Below are 22678 nucleotides of genomic sequence, written 5' to 3'. Positions count from 1 at the left end.
AAATGCGCCATGAGCAATCCAGGGTTCTCGACCGTCGCAGCGCTGCTCTTGGCCACGGCCAGCGCATCGTGTGCACGGAGCGCGCCGATCCGCGCGCCCTTCCTCGATCGCTTCGAGCGCACCGACCTCGGCCCCGACTACCGCAACACGGGCGGCCCCTATCGGCTGAGTGGCGGCGCCCTGCAGGTGCGCGGTGCCTATAACAAGCCCCTGTGGTTAACGCGGGCGCTGCCGCGCAACGCGCGCATCGAGCTCGACGCACGATCGGGCTCCGCAGACGGAGATATCAAGCTCGAGCTCTGGGGCGACGGCGAATCCTCCGCCGGCGATCGGGGCGCCTACCTGGCGACGAGCTACGTGCTGATCCTCGGCGGCTGGAGCAACTCGATCGCGGCGATCGCCCGCCTCGACGAACACGGCGAGGACCGCGTTCAACGCACGGATCGGCCGGTGACCCCGAACCGGACCTATCACTGGACGATCGTCCGCCAGGGCGATCGGCTGGCCTGGTCGATCGACGGGCAACCCTTCCTGTCCTTTGACGACGCGGCCCCGCTCGAGGGCAGGCGACACGCGTACCTCGCCTTCAATAACTGGGCATCCGACTGCAGCTTCGACAACCTGCAGGTGATCCCGCTGCCTTGAGCGCGCCGCTGCGGGCGCCCGAATCCGCGCGGCGTGACGCCCGGCACAGCTTGTCGCCGAGAACCAACTAATGGTACCGCTACCCCGGCCTGAAGGGCGCTCCGAGCGGACGCCGGCGCGGGCCAGACGAGGAGAGACCCGATGATCAATTCACCCGCGGAGATCAAGCCGGCCACCGGCAAGCTCGGCGTCCTGCTGCCCGGACTGGGCGCCGTTAGCACGACCTTCATCGCCGGCGTAGCCGCGGTGCGCCGAGGCTTGGCGCTGCCGATCGGATCGCTGACCCAGATGGGCACGATTCGCCTCGGCCGACGCACCGAACACCGCACGCCCAAGATCAAGGAGTTCGTCCCGCTGGCCGGACTCGACGACCTGGTCTTCGGCGGTTGGGATATCTTCTCGGAGAACTGCTACGAGGCGGCTCAGCGCGCCGGCGTGCTCGAACGCGAGCTGCTCGCGCAGGTCAAGCCGGACCTCGAGGCCGTCGCACCGATGAAGGCGGTCTTCTCCTCGGACTACGTCACCCGTTTGCACGGCGATTGGATCAAGCCAGGACAAAGCAAGCTCGCCTGGGCCGAGGCGCTGATGGCGGACATCGAGGGCTTTCGCCAACGGGAGGGCTGCGAGCGATTAGTGATGATTTGGTGCGGCTCTACCGAGGTCTACCTCGAGGCACAGCCGGTCCATGAGACCCTGGCGGCCTTCGAGCAGGGGCTACGCGACAACCACCCGGCGATCGCGCCCTCGATGATCTACGCCTACGCGGCGCTGCGCTGCGGCGTGCCCTTCGCCAACGGCGCGCCCAACCTCACGGTGGACATTCCGGCGATTCGCGAGCTGGCGCGCGAGCGCGGCCTCTGCATCGCCGGCAAGGACTTCAAGACCGGTCAGACCCTGATGAAGACCATCATCGCGCCGGGGCTGCGCGATCGCATGCTCGGCATCAACGGTTGGTTCTCGACCAACATCCTTGGCAACCGCGACGGCGAGGTGCTCGACGATCCCGCGGCCTTCCACACCAAGGAGGTCAGCAAGCTCGGCGTCCTCGAGCACATCCTGCAGCCGGAGCTCAATCCCGACCTCTACGGGAAGCTCTATCATAAGGTCCGCATCAACTATTACCCTCCGCGGGGCGACAACAAGGAAGGTTGGGACAACATCGACATCTTCGGGTGGCTTGGCTACCCGATGCAGATCAAGGTCGACTTCCTCTGTCGCGACAGCATTCTCGCCGCGCCGCTCGTGCTCGACCTCGCGCTCTTCCTCGACCTCGCGCAGCGCGCCGGCCTGCGCGATATCCAGGAATGGTTGAGCTTCTACTTCAAGACGCCGATGGTCGCGCCGGAGCTTTACCCCGAGCATAACCTCTTCGTGCAGCTCACCAAGCTGAAGAACGTGCTCCGCTACCTGCGCGGCGAGACGCAGATCACCCATCTCGGTCTCGAGTACTACGACTGAGCGACGCCACCTGCACCATGCGAAGATTGTTGTCTTTTCCTGGCATCCCGAGCTAGTATTCGACCTCGCGTGCAGATCGTGGGTGCCGAGCTGGGCTTCTCTTCCGGTGTTCAAGGAGCGGGTGATGACCAAGTCCGAGCTGATCGAGGCCGTGGCGGACAAGCTGAAGCTGCCGAAAGGCAAGGCGGAGCTGATTGTCAACTGCGTATTCGATGCGATGGAGATCGCGCTGAAGAGCGGCGAGCGGATTGAGATCCGCGGTTTTGGCAGCTTCGAGATTCGGCACTACAAGGCCTACGAGGGGCGCAACCCACGCACCGGGGCCAAGGTCGACGTCAAGCCCAAGCGCCTGCCCTTCTTCAAGGTTGGCAAGGAGCTCAAAGAGCGCGTCAACCTCGGCGAGGGCCCGCTCGACAATGACGACAATGACGACAATGACGACGACGACGACGACGACGATGAGCGGCTGCTTCAGCCGTCCGCCGCGGGTGACTTCTAGGTCTCGCTCACCGGTCGACCGATCAACGCCCGTCCAGTAGCCCGGCACCCTCGACCAGCGTCGCCCGGCTTGGTCCGCCGGTCCGATCGGCGATCGACTTCCTAGAGCAGCTCGGCCTTGAAGCAGGGCTTGAGCTCGAGCGCGATCCCGCCCCTTGGCAGCGGCCCTCCACCTTCCACCGCGATTTCGGCGGCGACCAGCAGCCGGAAGGGCGTGCGGTAGTCCTTCACCAGCTCAGCGAGTCGGCGCTGACCCGCGGCCTCCATCGGCAACGCAGTCGGCGCCACCGTCGTGCCCGCCGCGATCGGCGCCAAGCGAGCCAAGAGCACCACACCGGCGTCCGTCACGGCGGTGGCAGCGGTTGGGCCGACATAGATGCGCAGCTCGGGCGTCGCGATGGTGAGCGTGTTCTGTGAGACCTCGTACTCGACACGCCCCAACGTGACGTGATTCAGCGCGTGAGCCTAGAGTTGGTTGCGAACGTGAGCCGCGATATCGACGTCCAGGTGCCTGCCCAAGGCCGCACGCAAGCCACAGAGCGCGCTGCCTCCCCCCGCTCTGGCAGTGCATCGCGCGCTGCACTGCCAGAGCTCAGCGTCACAGGCGAAGCCATCGGTCAGCTGGGTACAGACGTTGGTCGCCGACTCGCACGGCAGCTCCGGCAGGACGGTCGCTGAGGCCGAGAATCCAAGCTGCGCCGTATCGACCGCAAAGTGCTGCGGATCGGCACATAGCGTCAGGGTGGTGGCTTCATCGAGCAGCCCGCAGCCAATCCCCATCGGCATGCCGAGCAGGACCAGCGCGGAGGCCGCCGCGAGCGACGGCCTCATCCTACGCCCGATCCCGCCGCAGTGGCGGCCGGCGTCGCCCCCACGATGCGCCGTCGCCGGCCCTCGCCTCCCCACATCACGGTCCATCGTCTGGTCCATCCACCGCCTCCTCTCGATCCCTCGCCGGGTTACCTGCGCGCGCTGCCCGGCAGCCTACTGCCAGGCGTCGATGGAGGCCAGGTCGCTGATCGCGATCGGCGCGGATCGCGCTCGTCAGTGCCACGATCCGGTCGGTAGCGACTGCGAGCTCGGCTAGCGGGCCACTCGAACGCCGCCCGCCGCGCGCGACGCTGTGCTAGGCTGCGGCGCGGCCTCGGCGCTGCGCCCGTGTCTCCGGAGGTTCTCCCGTGCGTCTGACCGTCCTCGCCTTGGCGCTGCTCTTCGCGCTCGGCGGCTGCAGCGGCAGCCGCCCGCCGCTGCGCCTGCGGCGCATTCAGGTTCCAGCTGTGGGCGCGGACCAGCGCTGCGGCGATCCGGCGAACGAAGCCACGACAGACCTTCCGGCCGGCACCTACACCCTGCGCTTGTCGTTCCTGCGAGGGAGCGGGAGCACGGCGTCGGACCTGACCGTCGGGCGCTACGATCTGATCTGCGACGCCACCGCCCCGCAAGGCGAGGTGGCGCGTGAGCTGCTCGTTCCGCAAGCGGAGCTCGTTAGAGGTGGGGTCGTGCTTCGCGTCGAGGCCTTCGACTCCGAGGATCAGCACCTGGTCTACAGCGGCCAGACTCGACTTGACGAGGTCATCGACGACGAGGTGTCGGTCTATTTGCAGCGCGCGGGCTCGCAGAGCTGCTTCTTCGGCCAGCGCCGCCCGCGCGCCTTTCACAGCGCCACGCTGCTCCCCAACGGACAGGTCCTGCTCGCGGGCGGTCTGACCGGAAGCCCCGGAGCTGCGGCGACGATCGACGGTGGACTGCTCTACGCCGAGGATTCCGTCGAGGTCTTCGACCCCACGGATCTCAGCGCGCGCCTCGTCGTCGCCACGACGAAGATGCCGCCGCGCGCGTTTCATCGCGCAGTGTTGCTCACCTCACCGCGCACGGGTCCCTATCGCGTGCTGCTGCTGGGGGGAATGACTAGCCCGACCGGCAGCGAGGCCGTGGCCCACCTGCTGAGCGCCCTCGATCGCGACCCTTTTCTGATCAGTCCCGAGGCCAGCGCCACCGCCGCCCCGTCGGGCATCCTGACCTACTTCCCCGCCGCTCGGGGAGAGGACGGGCGTTTCGACTACGCGGAGCTTCCGGCTCCCGCGGCCGGGTTCTTTCCCGAGCTGGCGCTCAGCGGCGACGGCACCACCCTGCTCGCGATCGGTGGCCCGACGGTCTTTTCCGCGGGCAGCGGCGCCGACGCTGGCTTCGCAGCGCCAGCGGGCCCGCAGGCCCAGTGGTGGGCACTCCCCGCGCCAACCGCGCCCGGGGACAGCCTGCCCGAGCTGACCGAGACGGTGCCGCTCGCCCGCCTGCGGGCGGGTCATGCCGCAGCGCGGCTGCCCGAAGGCAAGTTCCTTGTGCTCGGCGGCGCGATGGACGGGAGCGATGCCGAGGCGGAGTCGGCGCTGACAGAGGTGGCGCCGCTGCGCCAGCGCTTCGACGCCGCAGGCCTCGCCGGGGTGGCACTCGGCACCGCCTGGCAGACCCTGACCGAGATCGGCATCACGGACGAGGAGCGGCAGCAAAGCAAGAGCCCGCGCGCCTTGCTTTGGACCGGCGGCTTCGCGCTGGAACCCCGCGCGGTCGATGCCGCGCGCTGGCGCGCCACCCGTGCGCCGAGCGCCACGGCCCTGCAGCTGCTGCGCTCCGTGAGTGGCGGGCTCGCAAGCTCGGGCCCGCTCGACCCGCAGGGGGGGATGGCGCCGGCGGGCTATCACAGCGCCCTGCGACTGCATGACGGCTCCGTGCTGATCAGCGGCGGAAACGCTAACCCCGCGACCTGCGAGCGCCCGGATGGTATTGCGACCCAGACGGCGTTCTGTCCGCTGGCGCAGCTCGCGACCTATCAGCTCGACGCGGCGGGGACCGGCCTAGAGCGCGTGACCCGCGCCGGCGCTGGCGCGCTGCAGCTAGCGCGCTACGGCCACCAAGCGACGCGCCTGCTCGATCTCAGCGTGCTCTTCAGCGGCGGTCTGACGCTCAACGCCGAGGCCCAGCCCGCCGTGAGCGCAGCGGCCGAGCTACTCAACGTCCGAAATGGTGCACCGAGCGAGGACTACCTGGTCAACCTGGCCACGGGCCGAGCGCCCGCAGGCATCGCCATTCCCTGCGGCCGACGCGGCGGACGCTGAGCGCGACGCGCGGCGCCCGCCGCTAATCGAGGGCGATGCGACTCGGCGCACCTGCCTTCACCACCAACACCCGCCGCAGCCGCACCAGGCGTTGGGCTGGCGGCCCATAGCGCAGGGCCACCTCCACCTCGTAGACGCCAGGCACGAGCCTCGTCGTGTGTCGTTGTTCGCGCAGCGCGCGCTGCGTGCGATAACTGAAGTCGACCTCGCCGACGACCTCGCCGCCGCTGCGATAGGTCAGCTTGGAGCTGATCAATCCGGCGCGGCGTCTGCCGTAGCGAAGGACCACCGCATGATCGATCACACGATGACGCATGAACCCGTCGAGGATCCAGGCCAACCCGACCACCAGGATCAAGAACGCCGCGCGCCCACGCCAGTGGCTGCCAAACCTACGACCGTCTGCCATCGTCTCCGCTCTCGCGCTCGCCGCGCCCGCAACGCCCGCCGCGCCCCGCGCGCATGGCCCGATCGCCCGGCGGCGAGGGTCGCCCTTGCCCTCGCCTCACTCGCTGGCCTCGCCGGCTGCGCACCCTCATCGCACTTCCCGCGCCGCGCGCGCTACGGATTCCATCAGAGCCTGATCGCGGGGGGCAGCACTGGCCCGCGCCCCGGTGCCAATCACGCGCCCCGGACCGCGGTCGCGCCCACGAGCATCGTCCCGCCTGCGCCGCCGAGCCGGCCCGGATTGAGCGCGCCCGACCCATGGCGCAGCCGCATCGTCGCTCGGGCGATGAACGGCGTCCGTCAGACCCAGCCCTTCGCGCAGACGGTCACAGCCCAGGCCTGGGTCGCCGAGATCCTCGACCGCCCCTCGGCCGCGCTACCGCCCCTCTCGACGCTCCGCCCGCGCAGGGGGCCCTGCCAGCTCGGGGATCTCGTCGTCTTCGCGAAGGGTAGGGCTAACGCTGCGGGCACGAAGCCCGGCACGCTCGCGCCGGAGACCAACCGGCGCGGCGCGCGCCCCGCTCAATCCGACTCGCTTCGCGAGGTCGGCATCGTCGTCGGCTGCAGCGGATTGCGCGCCGAGTTCGTATTCCTCTGCGGACGCCGCTTGCGCCTTGGTCGCCTCGACGCCTCAGATCCGCACCGCCGACGCGATGGCCAGGGCGTGGTGGTCAACAGCTATGTGCGCCTCCGCCGTCCGAGCGACGAGCCTGGGGCGGCATACCTCGCCGGCGCCCTGCTGGCTGGCTATGCGACGGTCGAGCCCTGAGGGGCAGCGCCGACGAAGGTGCAGCCGGCCGGCCCCCCCGCCCTGCGCGCGGCGCTCTGGGCCACGCCCGACTGGACGCGGCCTCCACCGTCAGCCGTAGGCCTTCTCGACCTTCTCTTGATCTTCCTTGCAGCGGATGCAAAGCGCCGTCTCTGGACGCGCGTCGAGGCGCTTGAGGGAGATCTCCTCGCTGCATTCCTCGCATACCCCGAAGGTACCGCCATCCAGCTTGGTCAAGGCGTGATCGATCTTCTTGAGGAAGGTCTTTTCTCGGCCACGCAGCCGGAAGGTGAACGACTGCAGGTACTCACTGGAGGCCAGATCCATTTCGTCCGGGAGATCGGCGGAGTCCAGCGACATGTCCTCGTGCAAGGTGCGCTGCGCGTTTTGCAGCAGCGCCGCCTTCTTCTCCTCCAGCAGGTCGCGGAAACGCTTCAGATCCTTCTTCTTGAGCGGCATGAACGGCATCCTCCTCGGACCGTCTCGAGCGGGCACTGTCGCCCGGTCATTCGCCACGGGACACGCGCCCGCGGACAAACCAACCCTCCGGCTACAACCTTCCAGGCAAGCCAGGAAGTGCCACCATCCTGCGGCATGTTGGCGCCGGAGCGCGGCAGACTACCACAAAGGTACGCCCTTGCGGTCAATGCGTCTCCGGGCCGGCGTCAGCGGATGGCGCGTCGCCGGTCACCGGGGTGTTCTCGACAATGTCATCGTCGCGCACGTCGAGGACGAGCGCCGCCTCCGCACCCGCGGAGCTGGGCGCAAAGGACTCACTCGCGGCGGCGCCGCCTGCGGCGACCGGCCCCGCCGCGCGCGCGGCCGGCGTTCGGTCTTCGAGCCAGCGCGTATCGACGATGTCGGCATCTCCGAGCAGCTCCTCCTGGTCGACGATGTCCTGCTCGTCCAACCGCTGCTCGCCGAGCTCCGCCCCGAGCAGCGCCTGGTCGCTGCTTCCCCGCTGCTCGCGTGAACTCGAGCCCAGCAGCAGGTCCTCGGTCGATTGGAGCGTCGAGGCGCCCGCTGCCGGGGCATACGCGGCGAGCAAGCTGCTGCTCCGCGCCTGCGCGCGACGCGCGCAGTCCACCGCGAGCCCTTGCAGCGCGGCATCGACCGGCAGCTCGTGGTCCTGGCAGGCCGAAAAGAGCGCCCGCCAGTTCTCCCATTCCTCGAGGGGATCGAGATCACTCGGCTCCTGCCGTCGACTGACCCGGGCAAAGCGCTCCAGGAGCTCTGGAAGCACCTCGCCCGTGGAGCCCCAGACACCTCGATCCCGCGCAAAGGCAAGCAGCGGAGCGCTGGGAAGTAGTCCGTACCGCTGGGCGTGGGCGACGACGCGCAGCCGCAGCGCGTCCCACTCGCGCAAGGGGAATGAGTGCTCCCACAGCAACCGCTCCTCGTGCGGCGCCTCGGCCCAGTAGCCAACGATGCCGAGCGCCAGGCGCGCCGCCGCGGGCGAGGGCGCCTCGAGAAAGGCGTCGAGGCCCAGCGGCTGCGGTCCCCCAGCCAGGCGCGCGCCGCCAGCAGCGAGGAAGCTCGCTCTCGCCTCCGCCAGCGAGGCCGTCACGCCGTCGCCCGCGACCTTGGGGGCACGCGTCCGCCTCAGCACCTCGGCCACGTTCTCGGCCAGCGGCGCCGCAACACGCCAGGTGCCGAGCGGCTGCAACGCCTCGTCATAGAGATCGACCTCGACCACGAACTGGCCAGCGAGCGCCTCGACCACGGCACAGGCCGCGGGATCGCCGGGGTCGCAGAACCAGCACAGCCCGCGATCCGCCACACCACCGCTCGCGGCGTCGCCGTCCGCCTGCCCCGCCGCCCCGGGCGCCGCGGGCGGAGCACCGGAGGCGAGCGCGCCCACGCCGGGAAACACGGCCAGGACGATCAACGGCGGATGCACAGCGCGGTGCAGCTGCACGAGCACGCGAGGCGGCGCCGCCCGCAGCGCGGACAGCAGCGGGCCCGATCGGAGGGCCAGGACCACCCGCCCCTGGTCGAGACCCGCGGCCACCGCCTCGCCGTCTGCGCCCCAACCGGACTCCGACGGGATCGCGGGAGCTCGCAGGGCGGTGAGCGGCCGAAGGCCGGTCTCGGACTGAGCCTCAGCCGTTGCCTCCGCCGCGGGTCGCCGACACGTGCGCAAGGCCAGCGCGACGGCGAGCGCGCGCAGTGCCGCGCGCTCCACCGCGAGATCCTGCTGCGCGAGCTGCAGCGCCTCACGATCCTGCAGCAGCGCCGCGCGCTGCTCGCCTTCCAGCGCTATTGCCGCGGGCGCCCCGACCTGCGTCCGGGCCAGGACCTTCGTCCCGGCTAGGTTGGCGCCGATCGGTGCACCGGTCCGCGCGATCGCCGCGCTGCTGTCCAGCACCGAACGCAGCGCCGCAGCGCCGAATACGAGCCGGAAGGACTTGACGTACTCGGGGACGGCGCACGGCTCCGCCGCCAGGCCCAGCAGCAGCTCGGCACGAAGCTCGAGCTCGCGGCTGCGCAGACTTGGCGGCAACCAGAGCACGAAGAGCGGCAGTCGCGGATCGTGGACCGTGCGCGCCAGCTCGGGCACGTGAGTGCGGCCGCAGTGCGGACAGGTCGCGCGGTCGACCTGATCCGTGAGCAGCGTACGAGCCACATCCGGGCCATCCGCGAGGTTGATCGCCTCGTGGACCTGCGCCACAAATGAGAGTCCGCACTCACAGCCAATATGCCACGGTCGGCGCCGCGTCTTGCCGCGCTGCCCAGAGTAGGTGAGCGTCGCCGCGCTAAAGGGAATCAGCTCTTCGCCCATCAGAGGTATGGCCGCCACAGGGTGCCGAGAACCAAACGCACCCACGGTTTGATCACGCCAACGATCGCGCCAGCTCTTCGCACCGAAGGAACACACCCCAAGGTCACAGCCAGCGACACGGTCACACCCAACGACAAGGTCACACCCAGCGACGACGTGCAGCCAAAGACGATCCTGGCTGCACGTGGCCGCTGAGCAAGAGCGCGGCGAGACCCCTAGCACGAGCCGCCGCTGGCACGAGCCGCCGCCCTGACACGGCCGCCGTCCCCTGGCTTAGAAGCCGTGGCTCAAGCCGTTGCCAGGCCGAGCGTGTCACGGTAGCATGCCCGCGCGCGCGCGGTAAACCCCCGCAAACGCCGCAGCAAAGGGACCTCAGGATGCCACCTGACGCGCAAGCGCCGCCCAGCCCTGAACAACAGACGGCTCCGGCCGAGGTGCGAGCCCTGGCTGACCTGGGCCGGCGGGTCGTCGCTGATCGCCTCGGGGTGGCGCCCGATGGCAGCCCCGAGACCCTGCCGCTGGCCGACGCGTTTCTGCGCACGACGGCCGCCGAGGCGGCGCCCAAGGAGCGGCGCCAGCTGGTCCTGGCCGTCGGCTGTTATTTCGGCGAGGTCGCGCGCCTGCACCTGCACGGGCGCTGGGCGCCGCTGGGCCCCGATCCGAGCGCCTGGCGTGTCGAACTGCCCAGCGGTGGCCTCTCCTTCTCACCGGTCGGCATGGCGGCCGAGACGCTCAGCGGCTGTGAGACGCCCGGGTACGATGGCGCCCTGGCGGCAGACGAGGCCCTGCGCGCCGACCTCGCCGCCATGCTGGAGCATGCGCTACCTCTTGGGGAGGATGAGTACTACTCCTTGGCGGGACGCATCGAGGTGCTCGAGCAGGTCGCCGACTGGCTGATCGCTCGCGCGGGCCAGCAACGAGCGCGAATGCACCCCGCCACCGCCCTAGTGCAGGGCCCAATCGCGCCGCCCGCGATTGAGCTGTTGCCTCCACGCGAGCGACCGGGTGACAATCGTCGCGTCGGGCTCAGGTGCCCTCCACCTCATGTCCACTGACCCCGCTGCCACGCTCGGCTACGACCTCGACACCTGGGCCGGTGATGCCAGCGAGCGCGTCGTGTTGGAGCAGGAGCTGGCGGTCAGCCACGACCAGCCCCAGCGCCAGGCCGCCCTGCTCTACGAGCTCGCGCGCCTCGATCTCGCCGCCGGAGATAGCGCCAGCGCCGCACAGGTGCTGCTTCGTTCGTTCGGCGCGGACGCGACCTTCCGGCCGACGATCTGGCTGGCCCGCGCGATCTACGAGCGCCGCGACAACCCGCAGCTCGTGCTGCAGCTTCTCGACGCCGAGCTGCGCACGGGGCAGAGCCAGAGCGTGCAGGCGGCGTTGCTCCGCCAGCAGGCGCGCGTGCTGTGGCTGCGACTCGGCCAGACCAGCGCTGCAAAGGAAAAGCTCCACGACGCGCTGGCGCTGGCCGACGACGACCTGGCCACGCTCAAGCTACTGCATGTGCTGCAGGCCGCGATCGGCGACAGCGAGGGCCGCCGCGAGACCGTTGGGCGGCTGATCGGCGGGCTCCCCGAGGGCCCGTGGCGCACGGCCCTGCGCGTCGACAGCGCGCTGTTGCAAAGCGCAAGCGACCCCGCCGGCGCGGTCGACGCGCTGCTCGATGCCGAGCGCGCCGAACCGGGAAGCTTTTCGCTGCAGCTCTGGATCGAGCTGCTCTGCGAGCGCGCGGGCGACCATACCCAGCTGGTCGAGGTCTTGGAGCGACAGTCGCGGCTGGCCGGTGCCGATCCACTCTGGCGCGCCCGCCGCCTGGCCCGCGCAGCCAGCATCTGCCGCGGCCAACTGGCGCAGCTCGAGATGGCGCACGAGTTCTCGCAGCGGGCACGCGCCGTCCGACCCGACTATGCGATCGCCGTCGACGGCTATGACCTCCTGCTCACGCTCGGACTGCACGCCGAGGCCTTGAGCCTCGGCGCCGAGCTGATCGAGATGGAGCCCTCCGCGGCGGAGCGAGCTGCACGCGCCTGCGAGCTCGGCGACCTCTGCCGCGTGCAGCTCCAGGATCCCGCGCGCGCGGCCGACTGGTACCGCACCTGCCTCGCGCAGGCGCCAACCTACCAGCCAGCGCTGGAGAGCCTCTCGCTGCTGCTCGAGGCCAGCGGCGACCTCGACGGCCTACTGCAGATTCAGCGCGCCGATCTCGAGGTCACGACGGAAGCGCGCCAGCGCGCCCTTCGCCTCTACCGCATCGGGAGCTTGCTGGAACGGCACGAGCGCCTGCCCGCCGCGGTCGACGCCTATCTTGAGGCGCTGCAGGAGGCCGGGCGTTTCCGGCCGGCCCTGCTGGCCACCGAACGACTGCTCCTGCACGCCGAGCGCTGGGTTGAGCTCGTCGCGCTCTACGAGCAGCAGCTCAGCCGCGACCACGAGCCCGAGCACCAGCGGTACCTGCTCGAGCGGATCGCCGAGCTGCTCTGCTACCAGGTCGGTGACCCCGAGCGCGCGCTCGCCTATTACGTCCGGCTGCTCGAACACAGCCCGCGCGACCTTCGCCTGCTGCGCACGGCCGCCCGGCTCGCTGCCGATACCCAGCGCTGGCGTCAGCTGGTCGAGCTGACCCAGCGCGAGATCGCGCTGACACACGACGGGCCGCGTCGGGCGGACCTCCTGCACCGAGCTGGAGCGCTGTGGGACGAGCGACTCCATGACGCCGAGCAGGCGACGGCTGCGTTTCGCGCGGCGCTCGCGCAGGATCCCGAGTATCTGCCCGCCCTGCGAGCCCTGGGCCGCCTCTACTCGCGGCGCGAGCTCTGGCGCGAGCTCATCGCGATGCACCGCGCGGAGCTCCAGGTCTGCAGCGATGAACAACAGATCAGCGCCCTGCTGCACGCCATCGCTGACACCTACGAACACCGACTCGACGATGCGGAGCAGGCCGCCACCGCCTACCGCGAGCTGCTGCGCCGCCAGCCCGGTTACCCACCGGCGCTCGCGGCCCTCCAACGCCTGCTCAGCGCTCAGCGGCGCTGGAGCGAGCTCGCCGAGCTGCTCGAGCTCGCGGTCGAGAGCACCCGCCTGCCAGCCGCGCAGGCGGCCACGCTCTGCCGGATCGCGCAGCTGCGCTGGGAGCGGCTCGGCGACCAGGCCGGCGCCAGCGCCGACTGCTGGCGCGCGCTGCGGGTCAGCGCGGACTACCTCCCGGCCCAGCTCCTGCTGCTGCGCCTCTTCGAGGTCGCGCCACCCGCGACCCCGAACCTCGCGCCGCTCGCGGCCGCGATCGAACGCAACCCTGACGGCGAGCTGAGGCGTCAGCTCACCGAGCACCTGGCGTGGGTGGTCGACCGCGGCGGAAAGGACCCACGGCTCGCCACGCAGCTCTACGAGCGCGCCGCCGCGGCAGACCCGCCCCCTTGGCTGCTCTGGACCCTGCTTCAGGCTCAGCGACGCCTCGGCACCGCCAGCGACGCAGACGCCGTATTGCAGCGCATCGTCGCCAGCAGCGCCGCGAGCCCCGAGCGCAGCGATTTGCAGCTCGAGGTGGCGATCACGAGCCAAGGCGCCGCGGCCGCTCGTCTCAGCGCCGCGCTCTGGGAGAGCGTCAGCGCCGCCGAGCAACCCTTCGCCCGGCGGCTCGCCGAGCGGCACCTTCGCGCGGCGGAGAGCGAAGACAACGCCGACGCGCTGATGCGCCTGCTGCGGCATCGGGCCGAGCTGACGCATGATGATAACGAGGCCGCCTGCCTGCTGACGGAGCTCGGCGATCGGCTCGCGACAGGGGGGCAGAGCGCCGCCGCCGAAGCCGCCTATCGCGCGGCACTGCAACGTGCCCCCCTTCAGCTCAACGCGATCCTGGGCCTGCAAGGGCTGCTGGCGCAGCAGGAGCGCTGGGCCGAGTTGATCGCGGCCTTCGAGGACGAAGCGGCGTGCTGCGAGGCGCCGCAGCACGCCGCGGACGCCTGGGTCCACGCGGCGCAAACGGTGCAAGAGCGCCTAGGCGACCTGGAGGGGGCGGCTCGCCGCTACGAACGGGCCCTGCAGCTCCAGCCGAGCCATGCGCAGGCCTTCGCGCAGCTCGCCGCCCTCTTGCGCGACCGCGGGCAGTGGGACGAGCTCGCAGACCTGATCCGCACCCAGATCTCGTTGACCGCCCACGATGTGACGGCGGCGCGGCTGCTGACGGAACTGGGGCGGATCCAGCTCGAGCAGTTAGGCGAACCTCAACCGGCCGAGGCCTGCCTGAGGCGCGTCAACGAGATCGAGCCGAACAACCTCTATGCGCTCCTGACGCGCGGCGACATCTACTACCAGCGGCGCGAGTGGCGGCGTGCGCTCGAGGTCTACGACCGGGCCGAGGGGCTGGCGGCCGACGACAGCACGCGGGATCAGATCCTGCGGCGCCTGGGGGAAATCCATCTCAACCTCGGGGCTGCGCTGCCGGCGCTGGAGGCGTTGCGGCGGCTGCCACCGCACGATCTCTCGGCGGACGCTGGCCTCTTGCGCCAGCTCGCGCGGGCGGCGCGCGCCGCGCAGGACCCGGACGCCGAGCACGACGCGCTCGAGCGCCTGGCGACGGCAACCGAGGACCCGGCGGAGCGGATCGAGGCGCGGCGCCAGCTCGCCCTGCTGACGGTGCGCCACGTCGGCGATCTCCAGGCGGCCGCGCTGGCATGGGAGCGGGTGTTGGCGCTCGACCCGCTCGACGCCGAGGCCAACGAGTCCCTCGCCTCGATCTACCAGACCACAGGCAACCACACCGCGCTCTACCAGCAGCTACGGGCGGCCGTCGCCCACCATCGGGCAGCCCTGCAACGACAACCGCGAAATGTGGCGTTTCATCGGCAGCTCGCCGCTCTGCTCCGCCGTCAGCACCGCTTCGATGCCGCCTACTGCACCTGCTGCGCGCTCGGCGCCCTGACGACGCTAGATCTGGAGGAGGCGGCCTTCATCGAGCGACACCTCCGCCTCTGCAACCTGCCCAGCGCCGCAGAGTTTACGAACGACGACTATCGGCGCCTTCTTCTCCCTGAGGCCGCCCAGGGCCTGCTCCGCGACTTCCTTCAGCGCTCAGCGCCGGCGCTCGCGGTGCTGAGTGCCGAGCGCCCGGCCAAATATGGCCTGACGCGGCGCAACCGACTCGATTCCAAGCACCCCTTCGCGCAGGCGCTATCCGAGCTTGCGCCGATCGTCGGAGCTCCCGAGTTCGAGCTCTGGATCTCACCGCGCGATCCCAATTGCGTCCAGGCCACGCATTTCGAGCAACCGGCGCTGGTGATCGGCAGCCAGGTTGTCGGCGGTGGTCTGGAGCCGCGCCAGCGCTTCCGGATCGGCCAGGCGCTGCTCCTGCTCGCCGAGCACGGGCTGCTCTTCGCTGGGCGCGAGGAAGCGGCCTTGCCGCGGCTGCTCGCCGACCTGGCGGCTGCCGCCCTGCCGATCGTCGAATACCCACCCGCATTGCTGGAGCAAGCCCGGCGCGGCGAGTCAGGCGGAGAGGCCCGCTTCGCGAAGCGACTGAGCAAGGATGCACGACGCGGGCTGGGACTGCTGCTGCCGCGACTCTTCGCGCACCTGACCGCCGCGGAGGTCGCGGCCTTTGGCCGGGCGCAGGCGACGGCGGCCGATCGCGCCGGACTGCTGCTCGCCGGGGATCCAGCCGTGGCCCTGCAGGCCCTCGGCGAGGCCAGCGACGATCCGCCGCTCCTGGCTCCCCTGCTGCAGTTCCTCATCAGCGAAGAGTACGGCCAGCTGCGGCGCAAATGCGGCATCGCCGCGGTGGGGACCTGAGCAGATGAGCGGCGAGTCAAAGGCCAGCCCCATGCCTCCACCGACGCCGCGGGAGGCCGTGCCGACGGCTGAGCCCGACGCGGCGAGGGTCGCCGCTGGGCCCAGTCTGCAGCCGGAGGCGACGCAGGTCGGCGCCGCAGTGGGAATCGACAGTATCGACACGCAGCTGCTACCGGAGGCCCGCGGCTCCGCAGCGCTGGCGGGCGGTTTGAGTGCGGCCGAGCGTCGGCCCTGGGAAGAGCGCATCGAGCGTCTGCGACAGGAAGCGAGCGCCTCCACTGCACCGCGCCGCGCCGCGCTCCTGTGGCACGAGATTGGCCGCCTGCACGAGGTGCAGCTGCGCGCCCCCGAAACCGCGCTGCGCTATTATCGGCGCAGCCACGAACGCTCTCCCGACCTCCTGGTCAACGCCCGCGCGCTCAGCCGCCTGCTGCAGACCCGCGGCGAGCACGACAGCGCCGACGCGGCGCTGCAAGCCGAGCTGGCGCTCGCGACCGAAGATAGCACCCGCGGCGCGCTGCACCTCGAACGCGCCCTGCTGCGCCTGCAGCGGCGTGACGACGCGGACGGCGCTGTCGCTGATCTGCTCGCGGTGCTCGAGTTATCCAAGGACTCGAAGCTCGCGTTGACCCTGCTGGCCGAGGGGCTGCTGCGGCGCCAGCGAAGCACCGAACTGGGCGCGCTGCTGGACCGCGGGGGAGCGCTCGGCCAAGGGGGACCGCGCCAAGCGGTGTTGCTCACCGAGCTCGGTCGCCTGTACGAGGACGCGCTCGGCGACGCCCAGCAGGCCGCGCTGCTCTACCGCCGTGCCCATGAGGCAGACCCCACCAATCCTGGACCGCAGCGAGGTCTGCTTCGCCTCGCCCACCGCTCACATGACTGGCGACGCGTCGTCGAACTGAGCATCGACGCCGCCGCAACCCACCCGGCGACCGCCGCCGCCAGCCTTCTGCAAGAAGCGGCGCTGATCGCGCAGGAGCAGCTCAACGATGATGGGCTGGCGCTGCGCTGCCTCGAGCTGATCGTCGCGATCGTCCCCACCGCGCCGGGCGGAATGCTGGCGCTCGCCGATCACCACGCGCTGCGGGGCCGTTGGACCGAGGCCGCGGCAGCCCTGGCGCGGGCGTTGCTACTGCCGCTCGAGGCGACCATCGCCGCCGAGCTCGCCACGCGCCTGGCGCGGCTGCACGCCGACCAGCTCGGCGACGTCGACGGCGCAATCGCCATACTCCAGAGCCTCGGCGTCGCCACGCTGAAGCATCCGAGCGCGTGCTCGCTGCTCGGTCGGCTCTTCGCCCAGCAAGGGCGCCAGCAAGACCTCGTCGAGCTGCTGACGGCCGAGCTCTCGCTGACGCCGGAGCCCGCGCGGCAAGCCGACCTTCTCTACCGCATTGGCGACATCCGGGAGCATCGCCTGCGTGACCTGTCGGGCGCGGCGCAGGCCTACGAAGGGGCCCTGGCGCGCCGTGCCGCGCACCGGCCAGCGATGCGCGGACTCAGCCGCGCCGCCGGGCAGCTCGGACGCAACGAGGACCGCATCGCCGCCTACGAGCAACAGATCGCCACCAGCACGGATCGCGAGGAGAAGCTGGTCTTGCTGCGGCGCATCGCGGACGCCTGGGAGAACGCCCTCGGCGATCCGGCTGCCGCGCTCAGCGCCTACGAACGGCTGCTCGTACTGGAACCCGGACACGGCCCGGCGTTGCAGGCAGTGCGCCGCATCTATGCGCTCGGTAGCCGTTGGAACGATCTCGCGGCAACCCTGCGGGCCGAGGCCGCGCAGACGCGTGACCGTTGGCGGCGGATCGGCTTGCTAACCGAGCTGGCGGAGGTCGAAGAACAGCGGCGCCACGACGACCAAGCCGCGTTGGCGACCTATCGCGAGGTGCTGGCGCTCGATCCCTCGCATCCACCGGCACTCGCCGGCGCGGGCCGGCTGCTGCAGCGCAGCGGCCAGGCTGACGAGCTCTCGGCGCTGCACTTCCGCCAGCTCGAGGTGACCCGTGACCGTGAGGTGCGCCACTGGCTCCTGATGAAGGTCGGTCGTCTGCTCGCCGACACGCCCGAGCGCGGCGCCGAGGCGGTAGCGGCGCTCAAAGAGGCGGTGGCGCTGGCGGACGACCCGCGTCCGGCGACCGATCAGCTGCTGCGCCTCTATCAGCGCGTTGGCGATGACCGACCGCTTGCCGCGCTCCTGCTCAAGCAACCGCCACCGGCGACGGAGCAGGCCTTGGGCGTGCGTGAGCGCCAGCTCGCCATCCTGCTCCAGCGCCTCGACCAGCCGAGCTCGGCGCTCGATCACCTGCGCCGGGCGGTTGGCGCGGGCGACGATGAAGCCCTCTGGCTGCTTGGCGTCGCCTACGGCGCCCGGCAGGATCGCACCGGGCTGATCGGGATCTATCAGCAATGCGAGGAACAGGCCGCCAGCCTCCACCAGCGGCTCTGGGCCTTGCACCGGCTGGCCTTCGTGCTCGCGAGTGCGCCGCACTTCCTCCACCGCGCCGCGGCGACCTACGAGAAGCTCCTGACCTTCTCGCCCCGCGATCCGATCGTGCTGCAACAGATTGAAGCGCTGCTGCCGCGCCTCGATCGCTGGGCCGATCTCGTCGCGACGATCGAGCTCGCCAGCGCCCCGGCGGCACCAGCGGATTACCGCGCGGCCTGCGCGTTGATCGCGGGCGTCCTCCGGCAAGATCGGCTTGGCGACCTGGCGGGCGCCGCCCAAAGCGCCGTCGCGGTGCTCGACCTGCAGCCGACTCAGCCCGAGGCGCTCGAGCTGCTCGAGCGCTTCTCGCGGGAATCGCGCGATCCCGGGCGCCTGCTTCAGGCGCTCTCGCGCAAGCTGAAGAGCGTCGCGACGGCAGCCGAGCAAGCTCTGTTGCTGACCCAGATCGCGGCACTCTACGGCCGGAGCGGCGATCTGGCGCGCAGCCGCGAAACCTACCAGCTGGCGGCCGACGCGCTCCCGGAGTACCTGCCGGCGCTGCTGGGCTGGTACCGCGCGGCGCGCGGACTGCGCGATCTGCGCGACTGTGCGCGCGCCCTCGACCTCCAGGCCGACGCCACCCAGGACACTGCGCGCCGTGCGCGCTGCCACTACCAGGCAGGACGAATGTGGCAGCGGATTCCAGGCGAGCGCGCTCGGGCCCAGCGGGCCTTTCGCCGCGTGCTCTCGCTGGATCCTCAGCACGGCTGGGCGGCCAGCGCGCTGCGGCGCGCCCTACGCGCGGACCACCGCCTGCGCGACGTCTTGGAGCTGATCGAGCAGCAGCTCCAGGTCGCGGTCGCTCCGCGCGCCCGCCGCGAGCTGCTGGTCGAGATGGCCACCTTGCAGTCCGAGGAGCTGCGCGATCTGGCCGGCGCGCGCGCAACGCTCGAGCGGGCCCTGACCGTCGATCCCGAGAGCATCGCGCTGCGGCAGTCGCTGCGTCAGATCTGTCGCCGCGTCGAAGACTGGCCGGCGCTGCTCGCCGTCGATGAAGCGCTGATCGAGCGGACCAGCGACCCCGCGCTGCTGCACTCTCTGCTCCTCGAGAGCGCCACCGTCGCTGACCGGGAGCTGAGCGATCCGGAGCGCGCGATCGCCGCTTATCGCCAGGTCACGGCGTTAGACCCGCACGAGCCGACGGCTCTCGCCGGCCTCAGCCGCCTCTTGACCCAGACGGGACGCTGGACTGAGGCGGCCGCCGTTACCGAGCTGCTCGCGGCGCGCGAGCCGGAGCGTGAGCGGGCCAAGGGCCACCAGCTGCACCTCGCCCACATCTACGCGGTTGGCTTCGGCGACCTCGAACGCGCGATCGGCGCCTGTCGCCGGATTCTCGCGCTTGATCCGGGCGACCTTCGCGCCACCGAGAGCTTGACCGAGCTGCTCGTGCGACAGGGCGACGCGCCCGCCCTTGCCGCGCACCTCGAGTCGACCTTGAGCCTGCACCGCTCGCGCCTCGAGCGCGACCCCTTCCGTGCCGAATCCTATCGCGCGCTGCTGCACGCCTTCGCCCGTCGCGGGCAACCCGTCAGGACCGAGGTCGTCCACGCGGTGCTCTACGCGCTGAACCTCAGCGCCGCCGACGAGGTGCCATCGTCGCGCGCCAGCATTGCCCCGAGCGAGCCCCCGGCGGACGCGCTGACCGCGGACGAGCTGGAATATGCGCTGCTCGCCGCGCCCTACCGTGGTGCGCTGCGCGCGCTCTGGCTCGCGGCTGTCCCCGCCCTGCGCAAGACCGTCGCGGCGGCCACACGGCCCGCCCAGGCGCGACGTTTGCACCCGCGACGCCAACCCGAGCTGTTGCACCTGGTCAGCACGCTGGCGCAGGCGGTCGGCACGAAACTCGACGCCTGTATCGTCCGCGACGGCAGTGATCGCCTGCACCTGCTCGACGCGCGCACGCCGCTCCTGGTGATCGGCGACGCCGCGGAAGGCCTGGTCAACGCACCGGAGCTGCGCTTCCGCATCGCCAAGCTCGCGGCGCGCGCGCGCCTGCAGCACACGGTGGCCTTCCGCCTCGGCCCCCCCGAGCTGCAGCGCAGCATCGTCGCGCTCCTCTCGCTGGTCTCGGGATCCTTCGTCCTGCCCTTCGCCACCGACGACATCGAAGAGCGACGCCCGCCGCTCGCCAAGGCGCTGGGCAGCGGGGGTCTCGCGCACCTCGCGCGCTGCGCCCAAGAACTCGGGGCCCAGCCCCTCGACCCGCAGCGCTGGCTGCTCTGGATGGAGCACAGTGAGGATCGCATCGCGCTCAGCCTGTCGGGCGACATCGTCGCCGCCCTGCGCGCGCTGATCGCCGAGGAGAGCGGCCCCTCCGCCCTCAGCATGCGGACGCCCGAACCGCTCGCTGAGCTCTCGGGCCCGCGCCTGCGCCAACTCCTCGCCTTCGCGATCAGCGACGAACACCTGGCGCTGCGCGAGCGGCTGCAGCGGCGCTGAGCGCCTCCCTGCCGCGGTTTCGCGCAGGCGCTGCTGCGGTCGGCGGCTGGGCCGCTACTGCAGCTCCGTCTCCGCGAAAGCGGCGAGCTGCTGCCGGATGCGCTGAGCAACAGCCCCGGGGCCCAGCGCCAGGTCACGCTCTTCGCGCGGATCGCGCGCCAGGTCGTAGAGTTCGAAGCGGTTCTCGTCCAGGCGCAGCAGCGCCTTGTAGTGGTCGATGCGGAGCGCCTGCTGGCCCTTTGGCCAGGCCGGATAGGGCAGCAGCACCGCACCGATCGGGCGCCCGTCGAGCGCGCGGGCGGCTTGCCCCCGAGCCAGCCGCAGCAGCGACCGACCCTGGAAGACGGGCGGCGGTGCGAGGCCCACCAGCTCGACGAGCGTCGGCGCCACATCGAGCAGGGCCACAGGCTGGTTGACGGTCCTCGGCGTCAGACCCGGCGCCACGAGGATCAGCGGCACGTGCAGGACCTCGTCATAGAGTGCCTGTCCGTGGAAGTAGAACTTATGCTCACCGAAGGCCTCGCCGTGATCCGAGAAGAGCAGGATCGCGGTGTCGCGCCGCAGCTTGCTGGCATCAAGGGCCGCCAAGAGGCGCCCGAGCCAGGCGTCGACGAAGGCCACCTCTTGGTCGTACTTCTCGCGCAGACCAGCCACGCCGCGCTGGCGGTAGCGGACGCCCGCATGCGGCACATAGGTGCTGTGCGGCTCGAAGAGGTGGACGAAGAGCACGAAGGGCTGGTCTAGCGCCTCGAGCGCCCGCAGGCGCGCCAGCGCCCGCGGCACGATGCGCGGCGCGGAGATATCCTTGTTGCTCTCGCGCAGCGTCTTCGCGCCCGCGTTGTCCCACTGCTGCACGCCCTGACGAATGCCCCGCTTCTCCTCGAAATAGAAGTGCGAGCTGACCGCCTCCGTGCGCAGACCCGCCCGCTGCAGGACCTCAAAGACCGAGAGCGCCTCTGGCTTGAGCTCAGGATAGCCGGTGAAGGCGTCGACAAAGGGAACCCGCGACGGATACTGCGAGGTGAAGATCGACGGGAAGGACTGCGGCGTATTGGGGCCCTGCGCGTAGGCACGCGCGAAATACGCCCCGCTCCGGGCCAAGCGATCGAGCGTCGGCGTGAGGCCTCCCGGATGTCCGCCCACACCGAGCACGTCGGCCCGCAGCGTGTCGATGCAGATCACGAGGAGATTGCGCACCAGCGCCACCGGCTCGGCGCGCGCGGCCGCCGTTCTAGCGCCGGCCGTGACGCGCGCTGCCTGGGGACGCGCGTCGCCCCCGACGCAGTTCTCGTCGAGACCATTTCCTGGGAGGTCGCGAGCCCCCGGGTGGACTCGCGGATCGCGATCATCGCAATCACCGCCGGCGAGCCAGGCCGAATAGCCATCCCCGTCCCGATCGCGCAGGGCCCGCGCGAGGTCGATCAGGGCGGGCAGGAGCGCGCCGCCAGACTGAAGCTGCGCGACGAGCACCTCGCGCTGCCCGAGGGTCGGAACCAACGCCACCGGCAACATCAGCGCCCAGAGCCCCAGCGCCCAGCGCCGTCTGAGCGCGACGCGCCGCCGCAACGCCGGAGTCGCTATGAGGCCGCCGACCGTCAGCAGGAAGAGGGCCCCGAGCGCGATCCAGGGCGCGACGCGCAGCACCCGCCAATCCAGACGCCCCAGGACCAGCAGGCCCGCGGCGACCACCACCAGCAGCAAGACGACGGAGGTGCCCGCCGCAGCCGGAACCCGGGCTGTGCGCGGCGCCCAGCGCGCCAGGGGCAGCGCCAGGCGCCACAGCGGCACGAAGAGGCCGATACCCAGCAACACCACAACACCGGCCGCCACCAGGCCGGTCGAAAGCGCCGCCAGGCGCGCGTTGGCCATACCCGCGGCCGGCCCGCGCGCAAACGCGTCGACGGCGAGCACCTCGAGCAGCAAACAACTCGCCCCAGCGAGCAACGCCGCCGCGAGTTGACGGTCGCGCGCGCGGTCGCCGCTGAGCGTCGCGAACCAAGTTCGCCACGAGCCCAGCGGCGAACTGGCCCACGCGGCGCCGAGCCCGCCGAGGAAGGCACCGAGTCCCGCTCCCAGCGGCAGATAGAGACCGAGGGCCAGCAGCAGCGCGGCCCCGAAGCGCCCGCTGCCCCGCGTCGCCGCCCAGACCTCGAAGGGCGCAACGACGAGCGCGGCGGCGCTGCCGGCGGCAACGCCAGCGATCGCGCTCAGCCAGACCCGAGGGCCCATACCTCCAGCCTTGTTGGGCTCGTCGG

At 71.0% G+C, this 22678-nt stretch carries 14 protein-coding genes; 8 read left to right on the top strand and 6 right to left on the bottom strand.

Annotation, left to right across the window (positions count from 1 at the left end; all coding sequences use genetic code 11):
• Nucleotides 1-9 precede the first annotated feature (9 nt).
• The 3 genes from IPL40_16010 (at nucleotide 10) to IPL40_16000 (ending at nucleotide 2602) form a co-directional block, all read left to right on the top strand.
• Nucleotides 10-645, top strand: a complete 636-nt coding sequence (locus IPL40_16010; GenBank protein ID MBK8482642.1) for a hypothetical protein — start codon at nucleotides 10-12, stop codon at nucleotides 643-645.
• Nucleotides 646-786: 141 nt separating this feature from the next.
• Nucleotides 787-2103, top strand: coding sequence for an inositol-3-phosphate synthase (locus IPL40_16005; protein MBK8482641.1), 1317 nt, complete (start codon nucleotides 787-789; stop codon nucleotides 2101-2103).
• A gap of 124 nt (nucleotides 2104-2227) precedes the next feature.
• On the top strand, nucleotides 2228-2602 hold the full coding sequence (locus IPL40_16000) for an integration host factor subunit beta (GenBank protein ID MBK8482640.1): 375 nt from the start codon (nucleotides 2228-2230) through the stop codon (nucleotides 2600-2602).
• Between the two features lie 101 nt (nucleotides 2603-2703).
• On the opposite strand, the gene IPL40_15995 is transcribed toward IPL40_16000, so the two are convergent.
• Entirely contained in the window at nucleotides 2704-3042 is a 339-nt protein-coding gene (locus IPL40_15995) for a hypothetical protein (protein MBK8482639.1), read from the bottom strand.
• Nucleotides 3043-3066: 24 nt separating this feature from the next.
• On the bottom strand, nucleotides 3067-3531 hold the full coding sequence (locus tag IPL40_15990; protein MBK8482638.1) for a hypothetical protein: 465 nt from the start codon (nucleotides 3529-3531) through the stop codon (nucleotides 3067-3069).
• Between the two features lie 248 nt (nucleotides 3532-3779).
• Here IPL40_15990 and IPL40_15985 point away from each other — a divergent pair, with 248 nt between their 5' ends.
• Nucleotides 3780-5714, top strand: a complete 1935-nt coding sequence (locus IPL40_15985) for a hypothetical protein (protein MBK8482637.1) — start codon at nucleotides 3780-3782, stop codon at nucleotides 5712-5714.
• Between the two features lie 22 nt (nucleotides 5715-5736).
• Here the strand turns inward: IPL40_15985 and IPL40_15980 are convergent, their stop codons facing one another.
• Entirely contained in the window at nucleotides 5737-6123 is a 387-nt protein-coding gene (locus IPL40_15980; GenBank protein ID MBK8482636.1) for a hypothetical protein, read from the bottom strand.
• Nucleotides 6124-6447: 324 nt separating this feature from the next.
• Here IPL40_15980 and IPL40_15975 point away from each other — a divergent pair, with 324 nt between their 5' ends.
• Complete coding sequence (locus IPL40_15975) at nucleotides 6448-6930, top strand: hypothetical protein (protein MBK8482635.1); 483 nt, start codon at nucleotides 6448-6450, stop codon at nucleotides 6928-6930.
• 90 nt (nucleotides 6931-7020) lie between these two features.
• Here IPL40_15975 and IPL40_15970 read toward each other — a convergent pair whose 3' ends face one another.
• Nucleotides 7021-7389 carry a TraR/DksA C4-type zinc finger protein gene (locus IPL40_15970; GenBank protein MBK8482634.1) on the bottom strand — a complete coding sequence of 123 codons (369 nt, stop codon included), beginning with the start codon at nucleotides 7387-7389 and terminating at the stop codon, nucleotides 7021-7023.
• A gap of 184 nt (nucleotides 7390-7573) precedes the next feature.
• Nucleotides 7574-9712, bottom strand: a complete 2139-nt coding sequence (locus IPL40_15965) for a hypothetical protein (protein ID MBK8482633.1) — start codon at nucleotides 9710-9712, stop codon at nucleotides 7574-7576.
• Nucleotides 9713-10089: 377 nt separating this feature from the next.
• Here IPL40_15965 and IPL40_15960 point away from each other — a divergent pair, with 377 nt between their 5' ends.
• The 3 genes from IPL40_15960 to IPL40_15950 are packed head-to-tail and all read left to right on the top strand — an operon-like array spanning nucleotide 10090 to nucleotide 20423.
• Entirely contained in the window at nucleotides 10090-10767 is a 678-nt protein-coding gene (locus IPL40_15960) for a hypothetical protein (GenBank protein ID MBK8482632.1), read from the top strand.
• Nucleotides 10757-15499, top strand: coding sequence for a hypothetical protein (locus tag IPL40_15955; protein MBK8482631.1), 4743 nt, complete (start codon nucleotides 10757-10759; stop codon nucleotides 15497-15499). The genes IPL40_15960 and IPL40_15955 overlap by 11 nt, the downstream gene beginning before the upstream one ends.
• Before the next feature lie 31 nt (nucleotides 15500-15530).
• Nucleotides 15531-20423, top strand: a complete 4893-nt coding sequence (locus IPL40_15950) for a tetratricopeptide repeat protein (protein MBK8482630.1) — start codon at nucleotides 15531-15533, stop codon at nucleotides 20421-20423.
• A 54-nt stretch (nucleotides 20424-20477) separates the two neighbouring features.
• Here IPL40_15950 and IPL40_15945 read toward each other — a convergent pair whose 3' ends face one another.
• Nucleotides 20478-22652, bottom strand: a complete 2175-nt coding sequence (locus IPL40_15945) for a sulfatase-like hydrolase/transferase (GenBank protein MBK8482629.1) — start codon at nucleotides 22650-22652, stop codon at nucleotides 20478-20480.
• Between the last annotated feature and the right edge of the window lie 26 nt (nucleotides 22653-22678).

It is taken from the genome of Pseudomonadota bacterium, assembly GCA_016711215.1.
Lineage (GTDB): Bacteria > Myxococcota_A > Polyangia.
Note: the sequence above shows the minus strand (reverse complement) of the source record. Positions and strands in the feature narration are given on the sequence as shown.

Bases quoted from the DNA above. Each gene is read 5' to 3' on its own strand.
- IPL40_16010 (MBK8482642.1), top strand. From the start codon at position 10: ATGAGCAATCCAGGGTTCTCGACCGTCGCAGCGCTGCTCTTGGCCACG.
- IPL40_16005 (MBK8482641.1), top strand. From the start codon at position 787: ATGATCAATTCACCCGCGGAGATCAAGCCGGCCACCGGCAAGCTCGGC.
- IPL40_16000 (MBK8482640.1), top strand. From the start codon at position 2,228: ATGACCAAGTCCGAGCTGATCGAGGCCGTGGCGGACAAGCTGAAGCTG.
- IPL40_15990 (MBK8482638.1), bottom strand. From the start codon at position 3,531: ATGGACCAGACGATGGACCGTGATGTGGGGAGGCGAGGGCCGGCGACG.
- IPL40_15980 (MBK8482636.1), bottom strand. From the start codon at position 6,123: ATGGCAGACGGTCGTAGGTTTGGCAGCCACTGGCGTGGGCGCGCGGCG.
- IPL40_15975 (MBK8482635.1), top strand. From the start codon at position 6,448: ATGAACGGCGTCCGTCAGACCCAGCCCTTCGCGCAGACGGTCACAGCC.
- IPL40_15970 (MBK8482634.1), bottom strand. From the start codon at position 7,389: ATGCCGCTCAAGAAGAAGGATCTGAAGCGTTTCCGCGACCTGCTGGAG.
- IPL40_15965 (MBK8482633.1), bottom strand. From the start codon at position 9,712: ATGGGCGAAGAGCTGATTCCCTTTAGCGCGGCGACGCTCACCTACTCT.
- IPL40_15960 (MBK8482632.1), top strand. From the start codon at position 10,090: ATGCCACCTGACGCGCAAGCGCCGCCCAGCCCTGAACAACAGACGGCT.
- IPL40_15955 (MBK8482631.1), top strand. From the start codon at position 10,757: ATGTCCACTGACCCCGCTGCCACGCTCGGCTACGACCTCGACACCTGG.
- IPL40_15950 (MBK8482630.1), top strand. From the start codon at position 15,531: ATGCCTCCACCGACGCCGCGGGAGGCCGTGCCGACGGCTGAGCCCGAC.
- IPL40_15945 (MBK8482629.1), bottom strand. From the start codon at position 22,652: ATGGGCCCTCGGGTCTGGCTGAGCGCGATCGCTGGCGTTGCCGCCGGC.